21 protein-coding genes and 1 other RNA gene are annotated in these 22,176 nt (G+C 63.7%); 13 read left to right on the top strand and 9 right to left on the bottom strand.

The features are described from left to right. The first annotated feature begins 7 nt into the window (after positions 1 to 7). Positions 8 to 133: a hypothetical protein gene (locus HV822_RS18155; RefSeq protein ID WP_275419411.1), complete on the top strand. Its 126-nt coding sequence runs from the start codon at positions 8 to 10 to the stop codon at positions 131 to 133. Positions 134 to 153: 20 nt separating this feature from the next. On the opposite strand, the gene HV822_RS05845 is transcribed toward HV822_RS18155, so the two are convergent. From HV822_RS05845 to HV822_RS05830, 4 genes are all read right to left on the bottom strand, one after another. After that, the gene (locus HV822_RS05845; RefSeq protein WP_238872811.1) at positions 154 to 750 is read right to left on the bottom strand and encodes a 5-formyltetrahydrofolate cyclo-ligase; all 597 of its coding nucleotides are present in this window, start codon (positions 748 to 750) and stop codon (positions 154 to 156) included. A gap of 7 nt (positions 751 to 757) precedes the next feature. Next, positions 758 to 935: non-coding RNA, 6S RNA (gene ssrS / locus HV822_RS05840), on the bottom strand. Positions 936 to 1,002: 67 nt separating this feature from the next. Further along, positions 1,003 to 1,305: a cell division protein ZapA gene (locus HV822_RS05835; RefSeq protein WP_238872810.1), complete on the bottom strand. Its 303-nt coding sequence runs from the start codon at positions 1,303 to 1,305 to the stop codon at positions 1,003 to 1,005. After that, positions 1,302 to 1,511, bottom strand: a complete 210-nt coding sequence (locus HV822_RS05830) for a TIGR02449 family protein (RefSeq protein WP_238873550.1) — start codon at positions 1,509 to 1,511, stop codon at positions 1,302 to 1,304. The genes HV822_RS05835 and HV822_RS05830 overlap by 4 nt, the downstream gene beginning before the upstream one ends. A gap of 247 nt (positions 1,512 to 1,758) precedes the next feature. Here HV822_RS05830 and HV822_RS05825 point away from each other — a divergent pair, with 247 nt between their 5' ends. The 9 genes from HV822_RS05825 (at position 1,759) to gcvP (ending at position 13,480) form a co-directional block, all read left to right on the top strand. Further along, positions 1,759 to 2,331, top strand: coding sequence for a UPF0149 family protein (locus tag HV822_RS05825; protein ID WP_238872809.1), 573 nt, complete (start codon positions 1,759 to 1,761; stop codon positions 2,329 to 2,331). 11 nt (positions 2,332 to 2,342) lie between these two features. Continuing rightward, positions 2,343 to 3,683 carry a Xaa-Pro aminopeptidase gene (pepP, locus tag HV822_RS05820; protein WP_238872808.1) on the top strand — a complete coding sequence of 447 codons (1,341 nt, stop codon included), beginning with the start codon at positions 2,343 to 2,345 and terminating at the stop codon, positions 3,681 to 3,683. Continuing rightward, positions 3,680 to 4,876, top strand: a complete 1,197-nt coding sequence (gene ubiH, locus HV822_RS05815) for a 2-octaprenyl-6-methoxyphenyl hydroxylase (protein ID WP_238872807.1) — start codon at positions 3,680 to 3,682, stop codon at positions 4,874 to 4,876. The genes pepP and ubiH overlap by 4 nt, the downstream gene beginning before the upstream one ends. Positions 4,877 to 4,879: 3 nt before the next feature. Then, entirely contained in the window at positions 4,880 to 6,109 is a 1,230-nt protein-coding gene (locus HV822_RS05810) for an FAD-dependent monooxygenase (protein WP_238872806.1), read from the top strand. 98 nt (positions 6,110 to 6,207) lie between these two features. Next, positions 6,208 to 7,209 carry an extracellular solute-binding protein gene (locus HV822_RS05805; RefSeq protein ID WP_238872805.1) on the top strand — a complete coding sequence of 334 codons (1,002 nt, stop codon included), beginning with the start codon at positions 6,208 to 6,210 and terminating at the stop codon, positions 7,207 to 7,209. A 103-nt stretch (positions 7,210 to 7,312) separates the two neighbouring features. Beyond that, positions 7,313 to 8,944: an ABC transporter permease gene (locus HV822_RS05800; protein ID WP_396265146.1), complete on the top strand. Its 1,632-nt coding sequence runs from the start codon at positions 7,313 to 7,315 to the stop codon at positions 8,942 to 8,944. Positions 8,945 to 9,018: 74 nt separating this feature from the next. Next, positions 9,019 to 10,104 carry a glycine cleavage system aminomethyltransferase GcvT gene (gcvT, locus tag HV822_RS05795; protein WP_238872803.1) on the top strand — a complete coding sequence of 362 codons (1,086 nt, stop codon included), beginning with the start codon at positions 9,019 to 9,021 and terminating at the stop codon, positions 10,102 to 10,104. Between the two features lie 29 nt (positions 10,105 to 10,133). Then, the gene (gene gcvH, locus HV822_RS05790) at positions 10,134 to 10,514 is read left to right on the top strand and encodes a glycine cleavage system protein GcvH (protein ID WP_238872802.1); all 381 of its coding nucleotides are present in this window, start codon (positions 10,134 to 10,136) and stop codon (positions 10,512 to 10,514) included. Between the two features lie 80 nt (positions 10,515 to 10,594). Continuing rightward, positions 10,595 to 13,480 carry an aminomethyl-transferring glycine dehydrogenase gene (gene gcvP / locus HV822_RS05785; protein ID WP_238872801.1) on the top strand — a complete coding sequence of 962 codons (2,886 nt, stop codon included), beginning with the start codon at positions 10,595 to 10,597 and terminating at the stop codon, positions 13,478 to 13,480. Between the two features lie 11 nt (positions 13,481 to 13,491). On the opposite strand, the gene creC is transcribed toward gcvP, so the two are convergent. The 4 genes from creC to HV822_RS05765 are packed head-to-tail and all read right to left on the bottom strand — an operon-like array spanning position 13,492 to position 18,257. Further along, positions 13,492 to 14,955 (bottom strand): two-component system sensor histidine kinase CreC, encoded by a 1,464-nt coding sequence (creC, locus tag HV822_RS05780; protein ID WP_238872800.1) that lies wholly within the window; start codon positions 14,953 to 14,955, stop codon positions 13,492 to 13,494. Beyond that, positions 14,952 to 15,656 (bottom strand): two-component system response regulator CreB, encoded by a 705-nt coding sequence (gene creB, locus HV822_RS05775; RefSeq protein ID WP_238872799.1) that lies wholly within the window; start codon positions 15,654 to 15,656, stop codon positions 14,952 to 14,954. Before creB ends, creC begins: the two co-directional genes overlap by 4 nt. Before the next feature lie 59 nt (positions 15,657 to 15,715). After that, positions 15,716 to 16,282 (bottom strand): class GN sortase, encoded by a 567-nt coding sequence (locus tag HV822_RS05770; protein ID WP_238872798.1) that lies wholly within the window; start codon positions 16,280 to 16,282, stop codon positions 15,716 to 15,718. Then, positions 16,275 to 18,257: a marine proteobacterial sortase target protein gene (locus HV822_RS05765; RefSeq protein WP_238872797.1), complete on the bottom strand. Its 1,983-nt coding sequence runs from the start codon at positions 18,255 to 18,257 to the stop codon at positions 16,275 to 16,277. Before HV822_RS05765 ends, HV822_RS05770 begins: the two co-directional genes overlap by 8 nt. Positions 18,258 to 18,420: 163 nt before the next feature. Here HV822_RS05765 and mgtE point away from each other — a divergent pair, with 163 nt between their 5' ends. Then, the gene (gene mgtE, locus HV822_RS05760; protein ID WP_238872796.1) at positions 18,421 to 20,043 is read left to right on the top strand and encodes a magnesium transporter; all 1,623 of its coding nucleotides are present in this window, start codon (positions 18,421 to 18,423) and stop codon (positions 20,041 to 20,043) included. A 3-nt stretch (positions 20,044 to 20,046) separates the two neighbouring features. Here the strand turns inward: mgtE and HV822_RS05755 are convergent, their stop codons facing one another. After that, on the bottom strand, positions 20,047 to 20,457 hold the full coding sequence (locus HV822_RS05755) for a PH domain-containing protein (protein ID WP_238872795.1): 411 nt from the start codon (positions 20,455 to 20,457) through the stop codon (positions 20,047 to 20,049). A 169-nt stretch (positions 20,458 to 20,626) separates the two neighbouring features. Here HV822_RS05755 and HV822_RS05750 point away from each other — a divergent pair, with 169 nt between their 5' ends. After that, positions 20,627 to 21,106 (top strand): MarR family winged helix-turn-helix transcriptional regulator, encoded by a 480-nt coding sequence (locus HV822_RS05750; protein ID WP_238872794.1) that lies wholly within the window; start codon positions 20,627 to 20,629, stop codon positions 21,104 to 21,106. Then, complete coding sequence (locus tag HV822_RS05745; RefSeq protein ID WP_238872793.1) at positions 21,103 to 22,164, top strand: HlyD family secretion protein; 1,062 nt, start codon at positions 21,103 to 21,105, stop codon at positions 22,162 to 22,164. The genes HV822_RS05750 and HV822_RS05745 overlap by 4 nt, the downstream gene beginning before the upstream one ends. Positions 22,165 to 22,176 lie beyond the last annotated feature (12 nt).

The raw sequence follows: 22,176 nt of genomic DNA, 5'->3' as shown, positions 1-22,176 counted from the left end.
GCAACGCGTGCGACGCAAACCAGATTTGTTGTGGGTTTTGGTCATCGTATTCGGTTTGGGGGTGGTGACCACGGGCTATACCCAGAGTTATCTTGATCGTAGTGCCGAAGCGGAGCTACAGCGCGCGCCCTGACCTAGGGAATGCGCCATGGATCAGTGTTTGCCCGGCGCGCGGTCAGTCACTACCGCGTTGAGCAGGATATCCCAGCTCGCGCCCTGCAGGTGATCTACCTGCTGACAGCGGTGGGCCAGCCCCAGCAGGGCCGGCCTGCGTGTTGCAGTGCGCCAGCGCCGCCAGGCGAACGCGCGATCATAAAAGCCGCCGCCCATGCCCAGGCGGTTGCCGGCTGCATCAAACCCCACTAGCGGTAACAGCACCAGATCAAGGCGCCAGGCTTTGACCTGCAGGCCGCGCTGCGTCTGAGGCTCGCGTATGCCAAAACGATTTCGCTGCCAGCGCTGGCCTTTGACCAGGCGCTGGAAGCGCATGGCTGTGCGGGGCCAGCGGCTCAAGACCGGCAGGTAGCAGTGTTTGCCCAGCCGTTGGGCGTGACGCATCAGGGGAGCCGGGTCTATTTCTCCGTCGTTGGCCAGATAAAAGGCGATATGTCGGGCGCGAAGAAAGCGCAGATCCTGCGCCATTACCCGCTGCAAGCTGCGCGCGGCGGCGTGTTGCTGGGCAGGGCTAAGCGCTCGGCGCCGTTGGCGCAGTTGGCGTCGTAGTTGGGAGCGTGAAACAGGCGGGTTCATGCTGAAAGGAGTCCCCAGAGTGCCGCTGCCGGGTTAGCCCTTGAACCCGAAAGTTCAAGGCGGAGAATACGGCGATACCTCAGGCTTTCCGTCATGCGGACATGCACACTGGCACCGCGCGTGTTCCCCTGGTACAGGAGTATCGGCTCAGGGACATCACCGGCTGGCCAACACCCCAGGGATGAACACCACTATACAGAAGTTTGTCGCCGACTTCGATGACTGTCTGCCGCTGACTGGCGCCAGGGGTTGTCAGTCCTGATGACCTTCCAGGGCCTGGTCCAAGCGTTTGACCAGTTCGCTGATCTGCGCTTGCTGGGCGCTCAGGTCGGCTGTTTGCTGGTGGCTGCCGGTGAGCATGTCGTGGGTGATGTTGAGGGCAGCCATGACCGCAATACGCTCGACACCGACCACCTTGCCGCTGTTGCGGATGTCGCGCATGGTGGTGTCCAGATGGCGTGCTGCCTGCTCCAGGTTGGAGCGCTCTTCCGGCGGGCAGCTGACGCGATACTCCTTGTCGAGGATGTGCAGGGTGACGGTCAGGGGTTGGCTCATGAGTCGTGCTCCAGGGATTTGAGTCGCAGAATCATGGCTTCGACCTTCTGGCGGGCCAAATCGTTCTTTTCAATTAACTGCACGCGCTCATCGCGCCACAGGCGCTCCTGCGCTTGCAGGTGCTGATTCTGCAGTTTCAGCTGGTCGCACAGATCAATCAACTGGCTGATACGCTGAGTCAGTGCCTGGATATCCAAATCGTCCATTGCCGCCATTCTGTCTTCCCGGGGGGTTGAGCCACTATAGAGGCGCCCTGCAGGGTGGTCAAACCCGCAGCCGGAGGCTGCTTGGGACGGCTGGCCGGCGCTGCATCAGCGGCCCGGGCGGTAGATTTCATCCGCTGCGCACAGGCACAATAGCCCCATTGGGTTCACCCGCTGCAACGCGGTGCCGGCGACAGCATACCTGTATCCGCGCCGATCGGCAGCGTCTGTTTTTCTGTGGGAGCACCGCATGGCTTTGACGCACGCTGTATTTGATTATGACCGTTACGCGCAGATCTGCAGCGATCTGGCTGCGGTGGGTCGTCCACCTGAACTGCACGGCCATCTGGTCGGCCGCCTGAGCGCCGGTTCGCGGCTGGATCACACCACCTGGCTGAATGTCGCCCAGGAGCTGCTGGACGGCCGCGGCGCTCTCTCCGAGGCCGGCAAGGTGGCGCTGATCCAGCTCTATGACGCCAGCCTCGCCGAGCTGGCTGGCAGCGGCTTCAGTTTGACCTTGCTGCTGCCCGACGATGATGCCGGTATTGATCTGCGCACCGCCGCCTTGGGGCAATGGTGTGATGGCTTTCTGGCAGGCTTTGGTCTGGTTGAGCGCAGCGCCGAGTTGAGCGAGGAGGCCGACGGCGTGCTGCGTGATTTCGCTGCCATCGCGCAGGTGCAATCTGACCTGGATGACTCCGAGGCCAACGAAGTCGATTTCATGGAGGTCATGGAGTACGTGCGCATGGCCACGCTGATGGTATTCAGCGAATGTCAGAGCAATGATAAGCAACAGGACGCCCCGCCCGCCGCACTGCATTGATTGAGGTGAAGATGCGAATCAGCAAGCAGGAATATGCCCGGCGCCGCAAGGCGCTGATGAGCCAGATGGAAGCCAACAGCATTGCCGTACTGCCGGCGGCCCAGGTGTTTATCCGTAACCGCGATGTCGAGCACAACTACCGCCAGGATAGCGACTTTCAGTATCTCACCGGCTTCCCCGAGCCCGAGGCGGTAGCGGTGTTGGTTCCCGGTCGCGAGCATGGCGAGTACGTGTTGTTCTGCCGCGAGAAGGACAAGGAGCGCGAGCTGTGGGATGGCTATCGTGCAGGGCAAGAAGGCGCGGTTGTCGAATATGGCGCCAACGACGCCTTTCCCATCAGTGATATCGACGACATTCTGCCCGGGCTGATCGAGGGCCGCGAGCGTGTCTACTACGCCATGGGGGCCAACGCCGAATTTGATCGCCGGCTGACCAACTGGATCAATCTGATTCGTAGCAAGGCGCGCTTGGGCGCGCAGCCGCCCAAGGAGTTTGTTGCGCTGGATCACCTGCTGCACGACATGCGCTTGTACAAGAGCGCCGGCGAGCAGAAGGTCATGCAGGCGGCGGCCGATATTTCCGCCCAGGCTCATGTGCGGGCCATGCAGTTCTGTCGCCCCGGTTGCTACGAGTACCAACTGGAGGCCGAGCTGCAGCATTGCTTCATGCACCACGGCAGCCGCTCGCCGGCGTATTCGTCCATTGTTGCCGCCGGCAAGAATGCCTGCATCCTGCATTACACCGAGAACAGCGCGCAGGTGCGCGATGGCGACCTGGTGCTGATTGATGCCGGTTGCGAGCTGGACTGCTACGCCAGCGACATTACCCGTACCTTCCCGGCCAACGGCACCTTCAGCCCCGAGCAGCGCGCCATTTACGACATCGTGCTGGCCGCGCAAGAGGCGGCCATGGCGGTGATCGGCCCCGGGCGCAGCTGGAATGAATCGCACGACGCCAGCGTGCGCGCTATTACTGCCGGGCTGGTGGAGCTGGGTCTGTTGCAGGGCGAGGTTGACGAGCTGATCGCCGGCGAGGCGTATCGCCGCTTTTACATGCACCGCCTTGGCCACTGGCTGGGCATGGATGTACACGACGTCGGTGAGTACCGCGTCGGCGGCGTCTGGCGTCAGCTGGAACCGGGCATGGTGATGACCGTGGAGCCGGGCATTTACATCTCGCCGGATGACGACAGTGTGCCGCGCAAGTGGCGCGGTATCGGTGTGCGGATCGAAGACGATGTGGTGGTAACCAGGACCGGTTATGAGGTGCTGACCGCCAAGGTGCCCAAGGACCCGGACGAGATCGAGGCGCTGATGGCCGCCGCGCGCCAGCCCGAGGCTGAGCCTGCGTGAGCCGCCGCATCAGCATTGTCGGCGGTGGCATGGTCGGCGCCAGCCTGGCGCTGGCCCTGCAGCCGCTGGCGGCACGGCACGGTTGGCGTATTGAGCTGATTGAGGCGCAGCCGCCGGTCAGTGGCGAGCTGCAGCCGAGTTTTGATGCGCGCTCCACGGCGCTGTCCCACGGCAGTCGACTGCTATTTGAGCAGCTTGGCGTGTGGCCACGTGTCATGGCCGAGGCCGCGCCGGAGCCCATCCGGCAGATTCATGTGTCCGATCGCGGCCATCCCGGCATAACCCGTCTGCACGCGGAGAAAGAGCGTGTGCCGGCACTCGGTTATGTTGTGGAAAATGCGCGTTTGGGTCGGGTGTTGCTTGGCGCGCTGGATGAGCGCTTCGTCCAGTGGCAGGCGCCAGCACGGGTCGTGCGCGCCGAGCCTGCGCGTACTGGCTGGTTGCTGCAGGTGGAGCAGGACGGGCAGTTGCATGAGCAGGCGAGCGATCTGTTGGTAGTGGCTGATGGCGGCCGCTCGGGGCTGCTGGAGCAGCTAGGCATTCACCGTCAGGTTCGCCCTTACGGGCAGACCGCGATTATCGCCAATATCACCAGCAGTCAGGGGCATGCGGGCGTTGCCTATGAGCGCTTCACCGAGAGCGGTCCGCTGGCGCTGCTGCCAATGTCCGCTGCGCGCAGTGCGCTGGTCTGGACCCGGCCCGAGGCGCAAGCTGGCGAGGTGATGGCACTGTCTGATGGGGCTTTTTTGCACGCGCTGCAAGAGGCCTTCGGTTTTCGCATGGGCGCGCTCAAGCGCGTCGGTGCGCGTCACAGCTATCCGCTCAGTCTGATCGAGGCCGAAGAGCAGGTGCGCGCCGGGCTGGTGGTGCTGGGTAACGCGGCGCACAGCCTGCATCCGATTGCCGGCCAGGGCTTCAACCTCAGTCTGCGGGATGTGATGGCGCTGGCCGCTACCCTGTCTGGCGCCGCGCCTGGTCAGTCACCGGGTGAGTTGGGGCTGCTCAACGGCTACCTGCAGCGCCAGCGCCAGGACCAGCAGCAGACCATCGCCTTCAGTGACGGGCTGACGCGTCTGTTCAGTAACCGCAAGCCGGTGCTGGCAGCGGGGCGTAACCTCGGGCTGCTGGGGATGGATATCGTCGCACCGCTGAAGTCGGTCTTCGCCCGGCAGGCAATGGGACTCAAGGGGTAGGGCATGCAAAGCGGACAATTTGACCTCATCGTCGTTGGCGCCGGTATGGTCGGCTCGGCGTTGGCCTGTGCGCTGGCTAACAAGGGGTTGCGCCTGGCGCTGCTGGACGCCCAGCCGCTGGTGACGCTGCCTGAACCGCAAAGCGCCTCGGGCTACGATCCGCGCGTTAGTGCGCTGAGTGCGGCGTCCGAGCAGATCCTGCGCGCCGTGGACGCCTGGCAGCGGATTCCCGCCGAGCGCCTTTGCGCCTACCGGCACATGTGTGTCTGGGATGCTGAGGGCACCGGTGAAGTGCGCTTTGCTGCCGAATCGCTTAGCGAGCTGCGGCTGGGGCATATCGTTGAGAACTGGCAGGTGCAGAACGCACTGCTGGCTCGCTTGCAGGACACCGATGTGACCTTGCTGGGCGACAGCCGGGTGCAAGGGCTGGTGCGCGAAGACGAGGGCTGGCGGCTTAACCTGGATGATGGTCGTCAGTTGCGTGCGCCGCTGATGCTGGGTGCTGATGGCGCGCGCTCGCAGCTGCGTGAGCTGGCCGGTTTTGCCATGCGCGAGTGGGACTATCTGCATCACGCAGTGGTGACCACGGTCGAACTGGCTCAGCCGCATCAGGACACCGCCTGGCAGCGCTTTCTGCCGAGTGGGCCACTGGCCTATCTGCCGCTGCCGCCGCGTGACGGACGGCACTTCTGCTCGATAGTCTGGTCGCTGCTGCCGGATGCTGCCGAGCGGGTTATGGCGTTGGACGAGCAGGCCTTTTGTCTGGCGCTGACCGAGGCGCTGGAAGGTCGTCTGGGGCCGGTGCAAGCCGCTGATCCGCGGGTCTGCATTCCGCTGCGCCAACGCCATGCCAAACGCTACGTCATGCCGGGGCTGGCGTTGCTGGGTGACGCTGCCCACAGTATCCACCCGCTGGCGGGGCAGGGGGTGAACCTCGGCTTTCTCGACGCTGCCCAACTGGCTGATGTGCTGCTGGCCGCCCGCGAGCGTGGCGAAAATATCGCCGAGCTGGCGGTGTTGGAGCGTTATGAGCGAGCGCGCATGGGCAACAACCTGGCGGTAATGGCGGCGATGGAGGGGTTTGAGCGGCTGTTTCACGCCGATGCACTGGCGCTGCGCTGGCTGCGCAATGCTGGCATGCAGCTGTTTGACCGTGCGCCGCTGCTCAAGGCGCGGGTCATGCGCCAGGCGATGGGGCTGGATGGCGAGCTGCCAAGCCTGGCACGCTGCTGACAGCAACATTCAGCCACGCAATGCGTCAGCTGAATGCATTGCTAGTTGAAACAGTAATTATTATCATCTGCTGTCCACACGCAACGGAGCGACCTTTCATGTCTGTGATTCGCAAGCTCGCCGCCCTCGGGTTGGCCGTCAGCACTCTGGGTGGCGTCGCCCAGGCCGGAGAACTGGTTGTTTACTCGGCCCGTCAGGACCACCTGATCAAGCCGGTATTCGATCTCTATACCGAGAAAACCGGTACCACCTTCAAATACATCACCGACAGCGAGGCGCCGCTGCTGGCACGCCTGAAAGCAGAGGACGCCAACACCCCGGCCGACCTGCTGATCACCGTTGACGCTGGCAACCTGTGGCAGGCCGAGGAGCAGGGCGTTTTGCGCTCCGTCGACTCCGAGACCATCAGCGCCAATATTCCTGCCAAGTATCGCTCCGCTGGCGGCTTCTGGACTGGCCTGTCGCTGCGCGCGCGCACCGTTGCCTACTCCACCGAGCGCGTTGATCCGGCCGAGCTGAGCACCTATGAGGCGCTGGCTGATGAAGCCTGGGCTGGCCGCCTGTGCCTGCGCACCGCCAAGAAGGTCTACAACCAGTCGCTGACCGCGACCATGATGGAAAGCATTGGGGTTGAGCGTACTACCGACGTGCTGCAGGGCTGGGTCAACAACCTCGCCACGCCGGCCTTTGGTGATGACACCGCGCTGCTCAACGCCATCGCGGCCGGTCAGTGCGACGTCGGGATCGTCAACAGCTACTATTTCGGCCGCCTGGAAAAGGCTGACCCGTCCTTCCCGGTCAAGCTGTTCTGGCCGAACCAGGAAGACCGTGGTGTGCACGTAAATATCTCAGGTGCCGGCGTAACTGCACACGCCAAGCACGCGGAGGAGGCCGTTGCCTTCCTGGAGTGGCTGACCACCGAAGAAGCACAGCGTGTGTTCGCCGACGTCAATCAGGAATTCCCGGCTAACGAGTCGGTTGCTCCCTCTGAAGAAGTGGCCGCCTGGGGTGATTTCAAGCGTGACGACGTCAATGTCGAAGTGGCTGGTCGCCGTCAGGCAGAAGCCATCATGCTGATGGATCGCGTCGGCTGGCACTGATTCACTGCCGTTTTGCCGATATACTGCACGCCCGGCCTCGCCGGGCGTTGCTGTTTTTGCCTCACTGCTTTTGCTCACAGGAGTCTGAGTGCCGCTTCCGTCCATTGTTGCCAAGCCCCAGTGGCGCGCTGTCGCCTACGCAGGCGCCGTGCTGGTGCTGTTGCCGCTGCTGGTATTGGCGCTGAGTTGGAACACGCTGGACAGCACCATCTGGAATCATCTGCTGCAAACCCAGATGACGCGCCTGCTGGGCAACACGCTGGTACTGGTACTGGGCGTTGTCAGCGGCGTGGTGCTGTTGGGTGTAAGCCTGGCCTGGCTCACCAGTCTGTGCAGCTTTCCCGGGCGACGTTGGCTGGATTGGGCGCTGATGCTGCCCTTCGCGGTGCCGGCCTATGTGCTGGCCTTTGTCATGATCGGCATCATGGACTTTGCCGGGCCGTTGCAAACCACGTTGCGCGGTTGGCTCGGCAGCGACTTTCGCATGGCCTCCATTCGCTCCACCGGTGGCGTGATCTTTGTACTGGTGCTGGTGTTCTACCCCTATGTGTACATGCTCGCCCGCGGCGCCTTTTTGGCGCAGGGGCGCGGTTTGATGGAAGCTGCGCGGATTCTCGGGCACAGCCCCTGGCAGGCGTTCTGGCGGGTGGCATTGCCGATGGCGCGACCGGCGATTGGCGCCGGCGCGGCGCTGGCAGTGATGGAAACCCTGGCCGACTTTGGCGCGGTGTCGGTGTTCAATTACGACACCTTTACCACGGCCATCTACAAGACCTGGTACGGCTTCTACAGCCTGCAGACCGCCACCCAGCTGGCCAGCCTGTTGCTGCTGTTTGTGCTGCTGGCACTGTATGCCGAGCGCCGCGCCCAAGGCAGCAAGCGCTTTCCCGGCAGTGACAAACCACGCCAGAGCGCACTGTTCCAGCTGCGCGGCGTACGTGGCTGGCTGGCTACCGGCTACTGCCTGCTGGTACTGTCGCTGGCCTTTGTCATTCCGCTGATTCAGTTGTTTTACTGGCTGTTCAGCAGCGGCAGCAACGATTTTGATGAGCGCTATTGGTCGCTGATTCGTAATACCCTGACCCTGGGTATCATCGCCGCCGTCACCACGGTAGTGGTAGCGCTGCTGCTGGTGCTGGCGCGTCGATTGCAGCCGATTCGCCGGGTGCGCTCGGCGGTGGCGCTGGCCAACCTCGGCTACGCACTGCCCGGCTCGGTGCTGGCGGTGGGTATCATGTTTGCGTTCAGCGTGGCGGATAACCAGCTGGTGGTGCCGCTGCAACGCTGGCTGGGAGTAGAATCGCCCGCGCCCTTGCTGTTGGGCAGCCTGTTTGCCCTGCTGCTGGCCTACCTGATTCGCTTTATGGCTGTGGCCAGTGGCCCGATTGATACGGCGCTGGCACGTATTCGTCCGGCCTTGCCTGAGGCCGCGCACAGTCTCGGGCATTCCGGTGCCAGCGTGTTTTGGCGTGTCTATTTGCCCCTGTTGATGCCGGGGCTGCTGAGCGCCGGGCTGCTGGTGTTTGTCGACGTGCTCAAGGAAATGCCCGCGACCTTGCTGATGCGCCCCTTTGGCTGGGATACCCTGGCGGTGCGTATCCACAGCCTGACCGCTGAGGGTAACTGGTCTAGAGCGGCGCTGCCGGCCATTACCCTGGTGGCTACCGGGCTGTTGCCGGTCATTGTACTGATTCGCCGGTCCGCGCACTCGACCGGTGGTAGTCGGGCGCACTGATCGGCGGGCTGCACAGCGGCCGGGTTTACGGCTACAATTCGCCCTTTGCAACCCCTGAACCGAAGGATGGCGCGATGGCCCTGCGGACCCCTTTGTACGATCAGCACCTTGCTGCCGGTGCCAAGATGGTTGATTTTGGCGGCTGGGAGATGCCCATCAATTACGGCTCTCAGCTCGAAGAGCACCACCAGGTACGCCGCGCGGTCGGCATGTTCGATGTCTCCCACATGACGGTAGTCGATGTGACCGGCAGCGAGGCGCAAGCCTACCTGCAGCACCTGCTGGCTAACGATGTGGCCCGTCTGAAGACACCGGGCAAGGCACTTTACAGCGGCATGCTGAACGAGCAGGGTGGCGTTATTGATGACCTGATCGTTTACCTGGCCGCTGATGGTTACCGCGTGGTGGTCAACGCCGCGACCCGCGAGAAAGACCTGGCCTGGATGAACCAGCAGGCCGACGCCTATGCCGTCACCCTGACCGAGCGCAGTGAGCTGGCGATGATCGCCGTGCAGGGCCCGCAGGCGCTGGAGCTGGTCAAGTCGGTGGTCCGCGACGACCGCGCTGCACTGATCAGCGATCTCAAGCCCTTCCAGGGCTTGCCGTCGGGTGACTGGTTTATCGGTCGTACCGGTTACACCGGTGAAGACGGTCTGGAGATCATGCTGCCGGCTGAGCAATCCGCCGATTTCTGGCAGGCGCTAGTCGGCGCGGGCTGCAAGCCCTGCGGTCTGGGTGCGCGTGACACCCTGCGTCTGGAGGCCGGCATGAATCTGTACGGCTCCGACATGGACGAAAGCATTTCCCCGCTGGCGGCCAACATGGCCTGGACCATCGCCTGGGAACCGGCCGAGCGCGACTTTATTGGTCGTCAGGCGCTGGAAGCCCAGAAAGCTGCCGGCGATCAGCCCAAGCTGGTGGGCCTGGTACTGGAAGAGCGCGCTGTGCTGCGTGGCCACCAGAAGGTCATCGTCGACGGCGTCGGCGAAGGCGAGATCACCAGCGGTACCTTTTCCCCGACGCTGGGTTATTCCATCGCGCTGGCCCGCGTGCCGCGTGCGACCGGTAGCAGCGCTCAGGTCGAGATTCGCGGCAAACGGCTGGACGTGCGGGTGGTCAAGCCCAGCTTCGTACGTAACGGCCAGTCGGTCATCGAATAAGCATTGATTCAACTCCTGAGGATATTTCCATGAGCAACATTCCCGCCGAACTGCGTTATGCCGCCAGCCATGAGTGGACCCGTCTGGAAGCCGATGGCACCGTGACTGTTGGTATCACCGATCACGCGCAGGACCTGCTGGGTGACGTGGTTTTCGTCGAGTGCCCCGAAGTCGGCCGTGAAGTCGCCGCCGGTGAAGAGTGCGCGGTGGTCGAGTCGGTCAAGGCCGCTTCCGACATCTACGCGCCGATCAGCGGTGAAGTGGTCGCCGTCAACGACGCGCTGGCCGACTCCCCTGAGCTGGTCAACAGCGCACCCTACGGCGATGCCTGGTTCTTCAAGATCAAGCCGAGCGATGCCAGTGAGCTGGATAAGCTGATGGACGCGGCTGCCTACGGCGCCTCCATCTGATCGCTATTCGCTGGTTGTTGTGCTGAAGCCCTGATTCGCGTCGGGGCTTTTTGCTTTCACACTTTGCACAGGTACACCCCATGAGCCACACCCCGAGCCTCGTCGAGCTGGAACAGACCGACGCCTTCATTCGCCGTCACATCGGCCCGGACGCCATCGAACAGCAAGCCATGCTGTCGACCCTGGGCGCCGACACGCTGGAAGCGCTGGTCGCACAGACCGTGCCGCAAAGCATTCTGCGCGATGACCTGCTGCCGCTGGACGGCCCGCGCAGCGAGGCCGAGGTGCTGGACTACCTGAAGCAGGTTGCCAGCCGCAACCAGATCTTCACCTCCTGCATCGGCATGGGCTATCACGGCACCCTGACGCCCACCGTGATCCTGCGCAACGTGCTGGAGAATCCGGGCTGGTACACCGCCTACACCCCGTACCAGCCAGAGATTGCCCAGGGCCGTCTGGAGTCGCTGCTGAACTTCCAGCAACTGACCATCGACCTGACCGGCATGGAACTGGCCAGCGCCTCGCTGCTGGACGAAGCCACCGCCGCTGCCGAAGCCATGGCGCTGGCCAAGCGGGTTGCCAAGAGCAAGAGCAACCTGTTCTTCGTTGATCAGGACTGCCATCCGCAGACCATCTCCGTGGTGCTGACCCGCGCCGAGGCCTTTGGCTTTGACGTGGTGGTCGATGACGTCAGCAAGCTGGGCGAGTACGAGGTCTTTGGCGCGCTGTTCCAATACCCGACCACCTGGGGTGAAATCCGCGACATCAAACCGCTGATCGAGCAGGTTCAGGCGCAGAAAGGTCTGGCCTGTGTCGGCGCTGATCTACTCGGCCTGACCCTGCTGACGCCGCCGGGCGAGCTGGGCGCGGATGTGGTCTTTGGTTCGGCGCAGCGTTTTGGTGTGCCGATGGGCTACGGCGGACCGCACGCTGCTTTCTTCGCTACCCGTGATGCCTACAAGCGCGCGATGCCGGGCCGCATCATCGGTGTGTCGGTTGATACCCGCGGCAACCGTGCCCTGCGTATGGCGCTGCAGACCCGTGAGCAGCACATTCGCCGCGAGAAGGCCAACTCCAACATCTGTACCGCGCAGGTGCTGCTGGCCAACATCGCCAGCTTCTACGCCGTTTACCACGGCCCGCAGGGCCTCAAGCAGATCGCCGAGCGCGTCCAGCGTTTGACCGCGATTCTGGCTGAAGGCCTGAGCGCGCAGGGTATCGAGCGTCGCAACGCGACCTTCTTCGATACCTTGACCCTGAAGGTGCCGGGCAAGGCCCGCGAGATTCTTGAGCGTGCCCGCGCCGCGCGCATCAACCTGCGGGTGATCGATGCCGATCATCTGGGTGTCAGCCTGGATGAAACCACCACCCGCGCCACCATCGACCAGCTGCTGGCGGCCTTTGCCGGGGCCGCGCACGGTCAGGATGTTGCCGCGCTGGACGCCAAGGTCAGCGCTACCGAGATGGGGATTCCGGCAGCGCTGCGTCGTACCTCCGCGTTTCTGACCCACCCGGTGTTCAACAGCTACCACTCGGAAACCGAGATGCTGCGCTACATCAAGTCGCTGGAGAACAAGGATCTGGCGCTGAACCATGCGATGATCCCGCTCGGCTCCTGCACCATGAAGCTGAACGCGACCACCGAGATGATCCCGATCACCTGGCCGGAGTTTGGTCAGCTGCATCCCTTTGCGCCGCTGGCGCAGGCCGAGGGCTACAAGCAGATGATCGACGAGCTGGAAGCCATGTTGCGCACCATCACCGGCTTCGATGCCATCTGCATGCAGCCCAACTCCGGCGCGCAGGGTGAGTACGCCGGCCTGCTGGCGATCCGCAAGTTCCACGAAAGCAACGACGAGGCGCACCGCAACGTCTGCCTGATCCCCACCTCGGCGCACGGCACCAACCCGGCCTCGGCGATGATGGCGAGCATGCGCGTGGTGCTGGTCAACTGCGACGACCAGGGCAACGTGGATGTGGCGGACCTGCGCCAGAAGGCGACCGACAACGCCGACAACCTGTCCTGCCTGATGATTACCTACCCGTCGACCCACGGTGTCTACGAGGAAGGTATCCGCGAGATCTGCGAGATCATCCACCAGCACGGTGGTCAGGTGTACATGGACGGTGCCAACCTGAACGCGCAGGTGGGTCTGACCCGTCCGGCCGACATCGGTGCCGACGTGTCGCACATGAACCTGCACAAGACCTTCTGTATTCCGCACGGCGGCGGCGGCCCGGGCATGGGCCCGATTGGCGTCAAGGCGCACCTGGCGCCCTTCGTTGCCAACCACCCGGTGGTGCCGCTGGATGGCCCGAACCCGGAAAACGGCGCGGTCAGCGCGGCGCCCTGGGGCAGCGCGAGCATTCTGCCAATCAGCTGGACCTACATCGCCCTGATGGGTGCGATCGGTCTGCGTCAGGCCACCTCGGTCGCCATCCTCAACGCCAACTATCTGGCCAAGCGTCTGGGCGATGCCTATCCGGTGCTGTACAGCGGCCGTAACGGCCGGGTGGCGCACGAGTGCATCATCGACATCCGCCCGCTCAAGGCGGCCTCGGGTGTCAGCGAGGAAGATGTCGCCAAGCGCCTGATGGACTTCGGCTTCCACGCGCCGACCATGTCGTTCCCGGTGGCCGGCACCTTGATGATCGAGCCGACCGAGAGCGAGTCCAAGGCCGAGCTGGATCGCTTTATTGACGCGATGCTGACCATCCGCGCCGAGATCCACAAGGTTGAGCTGGGTGAGTGGACGGCAGAGGACAACCCGCTGCACAACGCACCGCACACCCTGGCTGACATCACCGGCGACTGGCAGCGTGCCTACAGCCGTGAAGAGGCGGTGTTCCCGCAGCCCTGGGTCGCGGCCAACAAGTTCTGGCCGAGCGTGAACCGTATCGACAACGTCTTTGGGGACCGCAACCTGTTCTGCGCCTGCCCGCCGATCGAGTCTTACGAGGACTGAGGTCGCCAGTATCAAACGGGAGAGGGGTGACCTTCTCCCGTTTGTGCTTCTCTATCCAGCTGCATCTCTACTTCCACGCCGCCTTCCGCGCGGTTACGCAGACTCACCCGGCCGTGGTGCAGTCTGGCGATCTCCCTGACAAAACTCAGCCCCAGCCCGGTGCTCTTGCGCTGGCCGTCCGGCCGCGGCAGGGAATAAAAGCGCTCAAATACCCGGTCCAGGGCGTAGTCCGGCACGGCCGGCCCGTCGTTGCGCACGCGCAGGCTCAGCGCCGGGGCGCTGGAGCTGATCTGCAGGGTGATGGTGCCGTCGGGCAGGCTGAACTCGATGGCGTTGTCGAGCAGGTTGCTGATCGCCTGTTCGAGCAGAAAACGATCTCCGGCCAGGCTGCTGTCGGCGCAACTGTCCAGTTGCAGCGTCAGGTTTTTGCGCTCGGCCAGCGGGCGTTTGGCTTCCAGTTCAAGCGCCGCGATCTCGGCCAGCTCAACCAGCTCGGTCTGCTCAAGCGTCTGGCGCTTCTCCACGCCGGCCAGTGACAGCAGGCGATCAACCAGCCGCTGCAGGCGGCTGGACTCGCTGTCGATATTGGCCAGAAAACGCTCGCGCATGGGGGCGGGCACGTCGCCTTCCTGCAGCAGCTCGGCCGCGCCGCGGATGGCCGACAGCGGTGACTTCATTTCATGGGTCAGGGTGTGCACGTACTGCTCGACATAGGCCTTGCCGTCGATCTCGCGGCGCATCGCCTCGGTGGCAGCGGCCAGGCGGGCCAGCTCCTTGTCAGCCAGTTGCGGCGGGCTGACCCGCTCACCGTGGCGCACCCGCTCGACGTAATCCACCAGTCGCCTGACCGAGCGGGTCAGCCAGAAGGCCATGCCGGCACCGAGCAGCAGCGCGCCGAACAGGATCACCCCGCCGCGCTGCCAGAAGTAACCATGCGCCAGGGTGATAAACGGGTGCAAGCTGGCGTTGGGTTTGGCGAGCGTCAGCACGCCGGCCAGCTGATTGCCCTGGTACACCGGCGCGGCGATGTACATCAGGCTGCTGGTGTCGTCCTCGGGGTCGATGCGCGTGGTGCGCGCACCGTATTCGCCGCGCAGCGTGAGCGACACGTCGCGCCATTGCGAGTAGTCCTCGCCGATCTGCTGTGGGTCGGTGTGATACAGCACGCTGCCGTTGATGTCGGTCAGATAGATCACCAGCTCGCTGCGGGTTTTGTGGCGTGACCAGATTTGTGCGTCCAGCTCGCGGGCCAGATAGCGGTTGATGGCGGTAGCAAACGGGCTGTCTGCGGCAAAGCCTTGCTGCCAGTGCTGCTCGGCGATTTCGGCCAGCAGGTTGGCGCTGTCGACCATCACCTCTTCGCTGGCCTGGCGCACGGACGAGGGCACCTGATTGAGAATACTGTTGAGAAACAGCACCGTGGCAAGGCCGGCAATGACAAACCAGCCAAGCAGCAGGCGGGTGCTCAGGCTCATGCGTCGGTGCCCGGCGGCTGCGGGTTGATGCTGTAGCCCAGGCCGCGATGGGTGATGATGGGGTCGTGGCTGGGCAGGATACGCTTGAGTTTGGTGCGGATGCCCTTGATATGGGTGTCGATTACCCGGTCGAGACTGGCACCGGGGTCGGCCCAGACAGCCTCCATCAACTGATCTCGGCTGAGCACGTGCTCGGGGCGGAGCAGCAGGGTGCTGAGAATCAGGTACTCGTAGCGCGTGAGATCCAGCCACTGCTGGTGGTAGCGAATGCGTTTGCGCTCGGCGTCGTGCAGAAACAGCTCGGCAGGTGCCGGCTGGTCAGCGGACAGCGGTTCGGCCCGGGTGCGGCGCAGGATGGCGCGCGCTCGGGCGGAGATTTCCCGCGGGCTGAAGGGTTTGACCACATAGTCGTCGGCGCCGATTTCCAGCCCGACGATGCGGTCGACTTCTTCCTTGCGCGCGGTCAGGAACATGATCGGCAGCGCTGAGAACTGGCGGATGCGGCGGCAGACTTCAAAGCCGCTTTCGTCGGGCAGGCCAACGTCGAGTACCAGCAGGTCGACCGGGTTGTCGCGCAGCCACTGCATGCCGTCGCCAGCCAGGCCGCACCAGTGCACCTCGAAGCCTTCGGTGCCGAGCGCGTACACCAGCGCATCGGCGATGGCGGGCTCGTCCTCGATAATCAGAATCCTGTCCGGCATGGTCTGCCCTGTCCGTGAATCACCCTCCGATTGTGGCGGTTTATCTAGGGGCTGCGCAATCACGAGGCGGGTGTCTCCAGCCAGGCGGTGACCACATAGCGCAGGGGGCCGCCGCTGGTCAGGGCGCGGAACGGGTAGCAGGTGACCAGTCGCAGCTCAGCGCGATCGTATTGCAGCAGCATCGGCTCCTTGCGGCTGTCGACGATGCGTTGGCTCGCCACGCGGTAGCGGTACTCGCGTCCGGTGGCGTCCTGCAGGGTCAACACCTGCCCTGTTTTCAGCTGCTCGACAAAGGCAAAGTGGCTGTCCTGATGACCGGCCAGCAGCAGGGTGCCGGTTTGCCCGGGCGCAACGCCGTTGTCCAGCTGGCCCGGCCCGAAGGCCAGCGCCTGACCGCTGACGCTGTCGAGTACGTAGCGGGCCTCGCCGTCGGGTGTGGTCAGCTTGGCAACCGGCCAGGTGTCGGCCCAGGGCCAGGGTTTGCTCGGTGTGCCCGCCTGCAGCTGCTCGGTCCAGGCATCGGCGATCAACCATTGGGCCAGCCATGCCTTGGCCTGCAACCAGCCACCCTGCGCGGCGACGGCGATGGCCCCCAGCAGCAGAGCGGCGGCAACCAGCTTACGCATGGCGCGGCTTCCAGTTGAGGACGACGCAGGCGGCGAGCAGCAGCGCCAGCGCCAGCGCCCAGAGACCGGTGAGGCCGAGCGAGGTTTGCGGATACAGACGGTGATCGACCGGATTCAGGTTGGGGACCAGCTGGCTGTCCAGTGGCTCGTCGGCGGCGCGCACCGGTTGCTCCTCTACCGCGACAAAGCTGGTAAAGCGGCTCATCAATTGATGCTCCAACGCTACCGGCAACACCTGATTGCGAACCTCTTCTTCGGTGGCACCTTCGTTCAGGCGGTCCATCGCGGCTTCGATCTTGCGGCGTGCCCACAGCCTGGCAATGCCGTTGCCCTGTTGTGGCTCGGGGATCTGCAGGTGCTGCTCCCACGGCTCGGGCTGTTGACCATGCAGGGCGATCTGCTCGGGCAGCTGGTTGAGTTTCATGGCAATCAGCAGCGGCTGGTCGCTGTACAGGTCGGGCAGCTTTTGCGGCCAGATTTCCGCCTCGATACCCTCTGGCAACTCCAGCTGCAGGTGGGTCAGCACTGGTGATTCCAGTTTTTCGAACAGGCGCTCCATGGCAGCGCCGATCCCCGCCCGGTCGTCGATAGCGGTGAACTGCCCGCGACCAACGTCGGCGGCCTTACGCAGCAGGAAGCTGTTCGGGGAAGCGCCAATGCCCACGGTGAAGACGCGGGCCTGACGCAGGCGCTGCTCAATCATTTTCAGCACTTCGCGCTCGTTGCTGACCGAGCCGTCGGTGATAAAGATCAGCTGGCGCAGATAGCCGGGCTCGTTCGGTTGGGTCAGCGCTGCGCGCAGCACCGGCAGCATTTCGGTACCGCCGCCGGCGGGCAGGCCCGCGACCCAGCTGCGGGCCTCGCTCAGGTTGTCTTCGGTCGCGTTGACCGGCTCGCGATAGAGCATGCTGTACTCGCTGTTGAATTCGAGCACGTTGAAGCGGTCTTCGGGCTGCAGGCGGCCAAGTGCGTGAATCAGGCTGTCGCGGGCCTGACGAATGCGCTCGCCCTGCATCGAGCCGGAGGTGTCGAGAATCAGAAACACCTCGCGAGGCTGGCGCTCACGACTAACCGGTTCGGCGGCAGGTGACAGCATCATCAGTGCGTAGTGCTCGTCGCTTACCTGTTCGGTGAATACAGCGATCTGGTTGCCGGCTTCGCTCGGCAGTTGCCAGTTGAGCACAAAGTCGCGGTCCATCACCACCGGGTTGTCCTGCAGCTGAATGCGGTACTGGCGGCCGTTGAAGTGGCTGCTGATCGCATGACTTGGGCTGCTTACCTCATGCAGAGCAAAACCGCTGTCCAGCGTGACCTGGATGTCGGCTTGGTGGGATGGGCCATCCCGCCACAGGCTGCCGACAATCGGCCCTTCCGGGCTGGCAGAGCTGCCCCGTTGCGGATGCTGCTGACCATCGACCGGCTGCGGACGAGCGTTGTAACGCGGGGTCATGGTCAGCGGCAGGCGCAGGCTGTAGCGGCCAGCGTCTGGCTGCAGTACTTCGGTATAACGGATGATCACGCTGATGGTTTGGCCGGCGCCGATATTGGCGACCGAGGTGGTGAACAGGTTGGGGCGTTCCTGCTCGACCAGGCCGGTCTGCTGGCCATTGTCTCGGGCTTGCTCGTAGGTCTTGCGTGCCTGCTCGCGCTCCTGAATCACGCCGTTGATGCGGCGTTCACCGATTTCCAGGGTCATGGCATGCACGGCAGCGCCTTCGCTGGTCGGCAACACATAACGGCCCTCGGCAAAGGCGCCGCCCGGGTTGCTGAAGGACTGGCGAATCTGCACCTCAGCGACTGGGCCGCTGACCTGCACTTGCATGTCGGTATTGAGCAGCAGCGCGGGTTGCCAGCTGCCGTCGTCTGCGCGCAGCAGGAAGCTGCCGGTGCCTGGGGGGTTGCTGCTGGTGCCCGCTTGGGCGGTGAGTGAGGCGAAGGTGCCAAGTAGCACCAGCCAGAGAAATGCGGTCTTCATGTCGAGTCTCCCTGTGGACAGTGACTGGCAGTGTGTCGATCGCATTTGTGCTGTGTATGTGGTTTGTGTGTGGTGACCCTGTTCTGGTGAATATCGTCTCTCGGCGGTACATTGTTGTTTTGCCGTGATGTTTGCCCGTTATCCTGCCGGAAGCTGCTTGCCTATGACCGATACCGACAGCCAAGACACCCGCACCGAACTCGATCCGATCATCGAGGCGTTGCAGCGCGACAAGCGTAAGCGGGTGCGCAAGTTGCTGCGCGGTATGCATCCGGGCAAGGTCGCCAGTTTGCTGGAGACGTTGGATGGCGAGTTGCGCGCGGCGCTCTGGCAGCAGATTGATGACGATCGCGAAGAGCAGGTGCTCAAACATTTGAGTCCGCTGTTGGGCGCCCAACTGCGCCGCGAGCCGGAAGAGTCCGACCTGGCCGAAGAAAGTGAGGAGGGGGACGGCGCGGCCACCCAGATCGCGCGGGTGCGTGATGCCCTGGAAGCAGGCAAGTTCAAGCGGGTGGGCAAGGCCTTCCGGCAAATGCACCCGGCCAAGGCGGCTGGCCTGCTGGAGGCGCTGCCGCCGGCTGAGCGCAGCAGCGTCTGGGAGATGCTCGACGCCGAGCGTGCCGGCAAGATTCTGGTCCATCTGCACGATGAAGTGCGCGCCCGTCTGGCGCTGGAGATGGAGGAAGACGAGCTGGTTGCCGCCGCCCGCAAGCTTGATCTCGACGATCTGGTCGACCTGATCCAGGCGCTGCCCAGCGGCAGCGGCCGGCAACTGTTGCAGGCCATGGACGTGCGCAAGCGGCAGCAGTTGCTGTCGATGCTGTCCTACCCCGAGGATTCGGCGGGCGGTCTGATGAATACCGACCATATCTCCGTACGCGCTGACGTGCGGGTCGGCTCGGTGCTGCGTTACCTGCGCCTACTGGAGGACCTGCCGGACCACACCGACAAAGTGATGGTGGTGGATCGCAAGAATCGCTATCAGGGCGTGCTGCGCCTCAGTCGTCTGGTGACCAGTGCGCCGGAGGCCGCGGTCAGCGAGGTGATGGATGCCGATTTTCAGCCCTTTGATGTCATGTTGCCGAGCCAGGATGTGGCGCGCCGCTTCGAGGATCTGGACATTCTGTCGGCCGCGGTGGTGGATGAGAACCAACTGCTGATCGGGCGTATCACCGTGGATGACGTGATGGACATCATCCGTGAGGATTCCGAGCGCGCGATGATGAGCATGGCGGGTCTGGATGATGAGGCGGACATGTTCGCGCCGGTATTGACCAGCAGCCGGCGCCGCGCGGTCTGGCTGGGGATCAACCTGGTGACCGCCTTTCTGGCCGCCTGGGTGATTGGCCTGTTCCAGGGCACGCTGGAGCAACTGGTCGCGTTGGCGGTACTGATGCCGATTGTGGCCAGCATGGGTGGCATTGCCGGCAGTCAGACGCTAACGCTGGTGGTGCGCGGCATGGCGCTGGGGCAGGTAGAGGGCGGTAACGCGCGGTTGCTGCTCAGCAAGGAGATTGGCATCGCCTGTTTGAATGGCGTGCTCTGGGCCCTGGTGGTGGCGGCGCTGGCGGTGCTCTGGTTTGGCAGTTGGGCGCTCGGCGGGGTGATTGCGGCAGCCATTTTGCTCAACCTGATGTGCGCCGCGGTATCCGGTTTGGCGATCCCGCTGCTGCTGCGCCGCTTTGGCGTTGACCCGGCGCTGGCTGGCAGTGTGATTCTGACCACAGTCACCGACGTGGTTGGCTTTCTGGCCTTCCTTGGCCTGGCGACGCTGTTTCTGCTGTAGCGCTTACTCGATTGGGTTGCTGACGCTTTCGATATCGCGCTTGACCTGCATGGGGTCGTCGATATTGCGGAATTTCACGTCACTGATGCCACGGCCGGTCAATTTGATCGTGCCGTAGCCGAACATGCGCCCCCAGATACCCTGTTCTATTTCCACGGTTTCGATGGAGCTGAGCTTCATTTCCTCGGTGTGCCGGCTGATGATGCCGTTCTTGAGGATCACCCGCTTGTTGGTCACGCCCTGCTCGATCGAGCGCAGACGGAAGTACTCGTACAACGCAATCAGCCAGGTCAGCCCGAAGGTCACCAGCCCCAGTACCAGCCAGCAGTACATGGGGACGCGGGCAAACCAGTGCAGCTGAAATACCTTGTGGATGACTTCGCCGCTGGAGAGCGAGTCTTCGATGTAGGACATGGGGGGCTTCCTTGTAGCAGTAATTCAAAGGCTGAACTGTAGCGAATACACGGGTCTTGGGACAGCGTGCGCGACGGCTTGTTGCAAGAATGCATCAATGGTTAGCTTGCTAAATAACTGCAAGGGCGTAGACTAATGCTTAGCAAGCTAATTAATTTTGGGGTGGAACATGAGCGACAAGACGCCTGCGCTGCACGAAACCCTGCGCCCTTCGATGGGCGCAGCCATGGGGCGGATACATCGTCTGTGGCGCAGCGCGATCAATCAGGCGGTCGGTGAGCTGGGGATGACCGAGGCGCGCTGGGCGGTCCTGCTGCATCTGGTCAAGGTCGGGGAGGGCTGCACCCAGCAGGTGCTGGCCGATGAGCTGGCGATCGAGATGCCCTCGCTGACGCGCACACTGAATCAGCTGCAACAGCAGGAATTGATCGAGCGCCGCCGGGATCCGGCCGATGGTCGCGTGCACACCCTCTGGTTTACCCCGGCGGGGCGTCAGCGGGTGGCTGATTTGGCGGTGCATGTGGCGCGAGTACGTGAGCAGATCTATCAGGGCCTGAGCACCGAGCAACTCGATGCTTTTGCCGAGGTGCTGTTGCAGATGGAAGTTAATGTACGCGGGATATTGACCCCCGGGGAGGCGTCAGCGTGACCCCAGACCAGATATTTGCGCGCTGGGTGCGGGCTGCCCTGTTGCTGTTCGCCGTGGTGTTTGTGTACTTTTTGGCCGCTGACCTGTGGATGCCGTTGACGCCGCAGGCCCGCGTGATGCATCCGGTGGTGCGGGTAGCCCCGCAAGTCAGCGGGCAAGTAGTGACGGTGCCGGTGACTGACAACCAGCATGTCCAGGGCGGCGACGTGCTGTTCAGGCTTGATCCACGGCCATACGGACTGGCGGTGCAGCAGGCGCAGCTGGCGCTGGAAGCGGCAGAACGCGACAACGCCGGTTATGACGCGTCGCTGGCGGCGGCCGAGGCCGAGGTGCGCGCCGCGCAGGTGCAGGTGAACGAGCTGGCGCGCGAGCACGCTCGCTTATCCACCCTGTTGGCCGGCGGCAATGTGTCCCAGCAGCTGTATGACCAGACCCAGTCACGCTATCAGTCGTCGCAGTCGGCTCTGTCCAGCGCCAAGGCGCGCGCCGAGCAGTTGCGGGTGCAGCGCGGTTTGACCGATGAGGACAACCTGCGCCTGCGCCAGGCGCGTAACGATCTGGAGCGTGCCGAGCTCAATCTGGGGTATACCGAGGTGCGTGCGCAGCAAACCGGCATTGTTTCCAACCTGCAGGTCAAGCCCGGCACCTTTGCCAGTGTTGGCGGCTCGCTGGCCGCGCTGGTCAGCGATGATGCTGATGTGATTGCTGATTTTCGCGAGAAGTCGCTGGTGCACATGCAGCGTGGCGAGGCCGCAGCGGTGGTGTTTGATGCCCTGCCGGGTAAGGTGTTCGATGCCCGGGTTACCGCGGTCGACGCTGGCACCCAGCAGGGGCAGCTGTTGCCCGACGGGACGCTGGCAGCACCGGAAACCTCTGATCGTTGGGTGCGCGATGCCCAGCGCCAACGCATTCACCTGCAGCTGGAAGAACCGGCGTTGCTCAGCGAGCTGCCCTCAGGTGCGCGCGCGACCGTGCAGCTTTACCCGGTTGGTGGCCTGGCAGAGCTGCTGGGTAGTGTGCAGATTCGTCTGGTCAGCCTCATGCATTACATCTACTGAGGCCCGGCCGTG

The sequence above is a fragment of the Halopseudomonas maritima genome (assembly GCF_021545785.1).
GTDB lineage: Bacteria > Pseudomonadota > Gammaproteobacteria > Pseudomonadales > Pseudomonadaceae > Halopseudomonas > Halopseudomonas maritima.
This window is presented reverse-complemented; position numbering and strand designations above follow the sequence as displayed.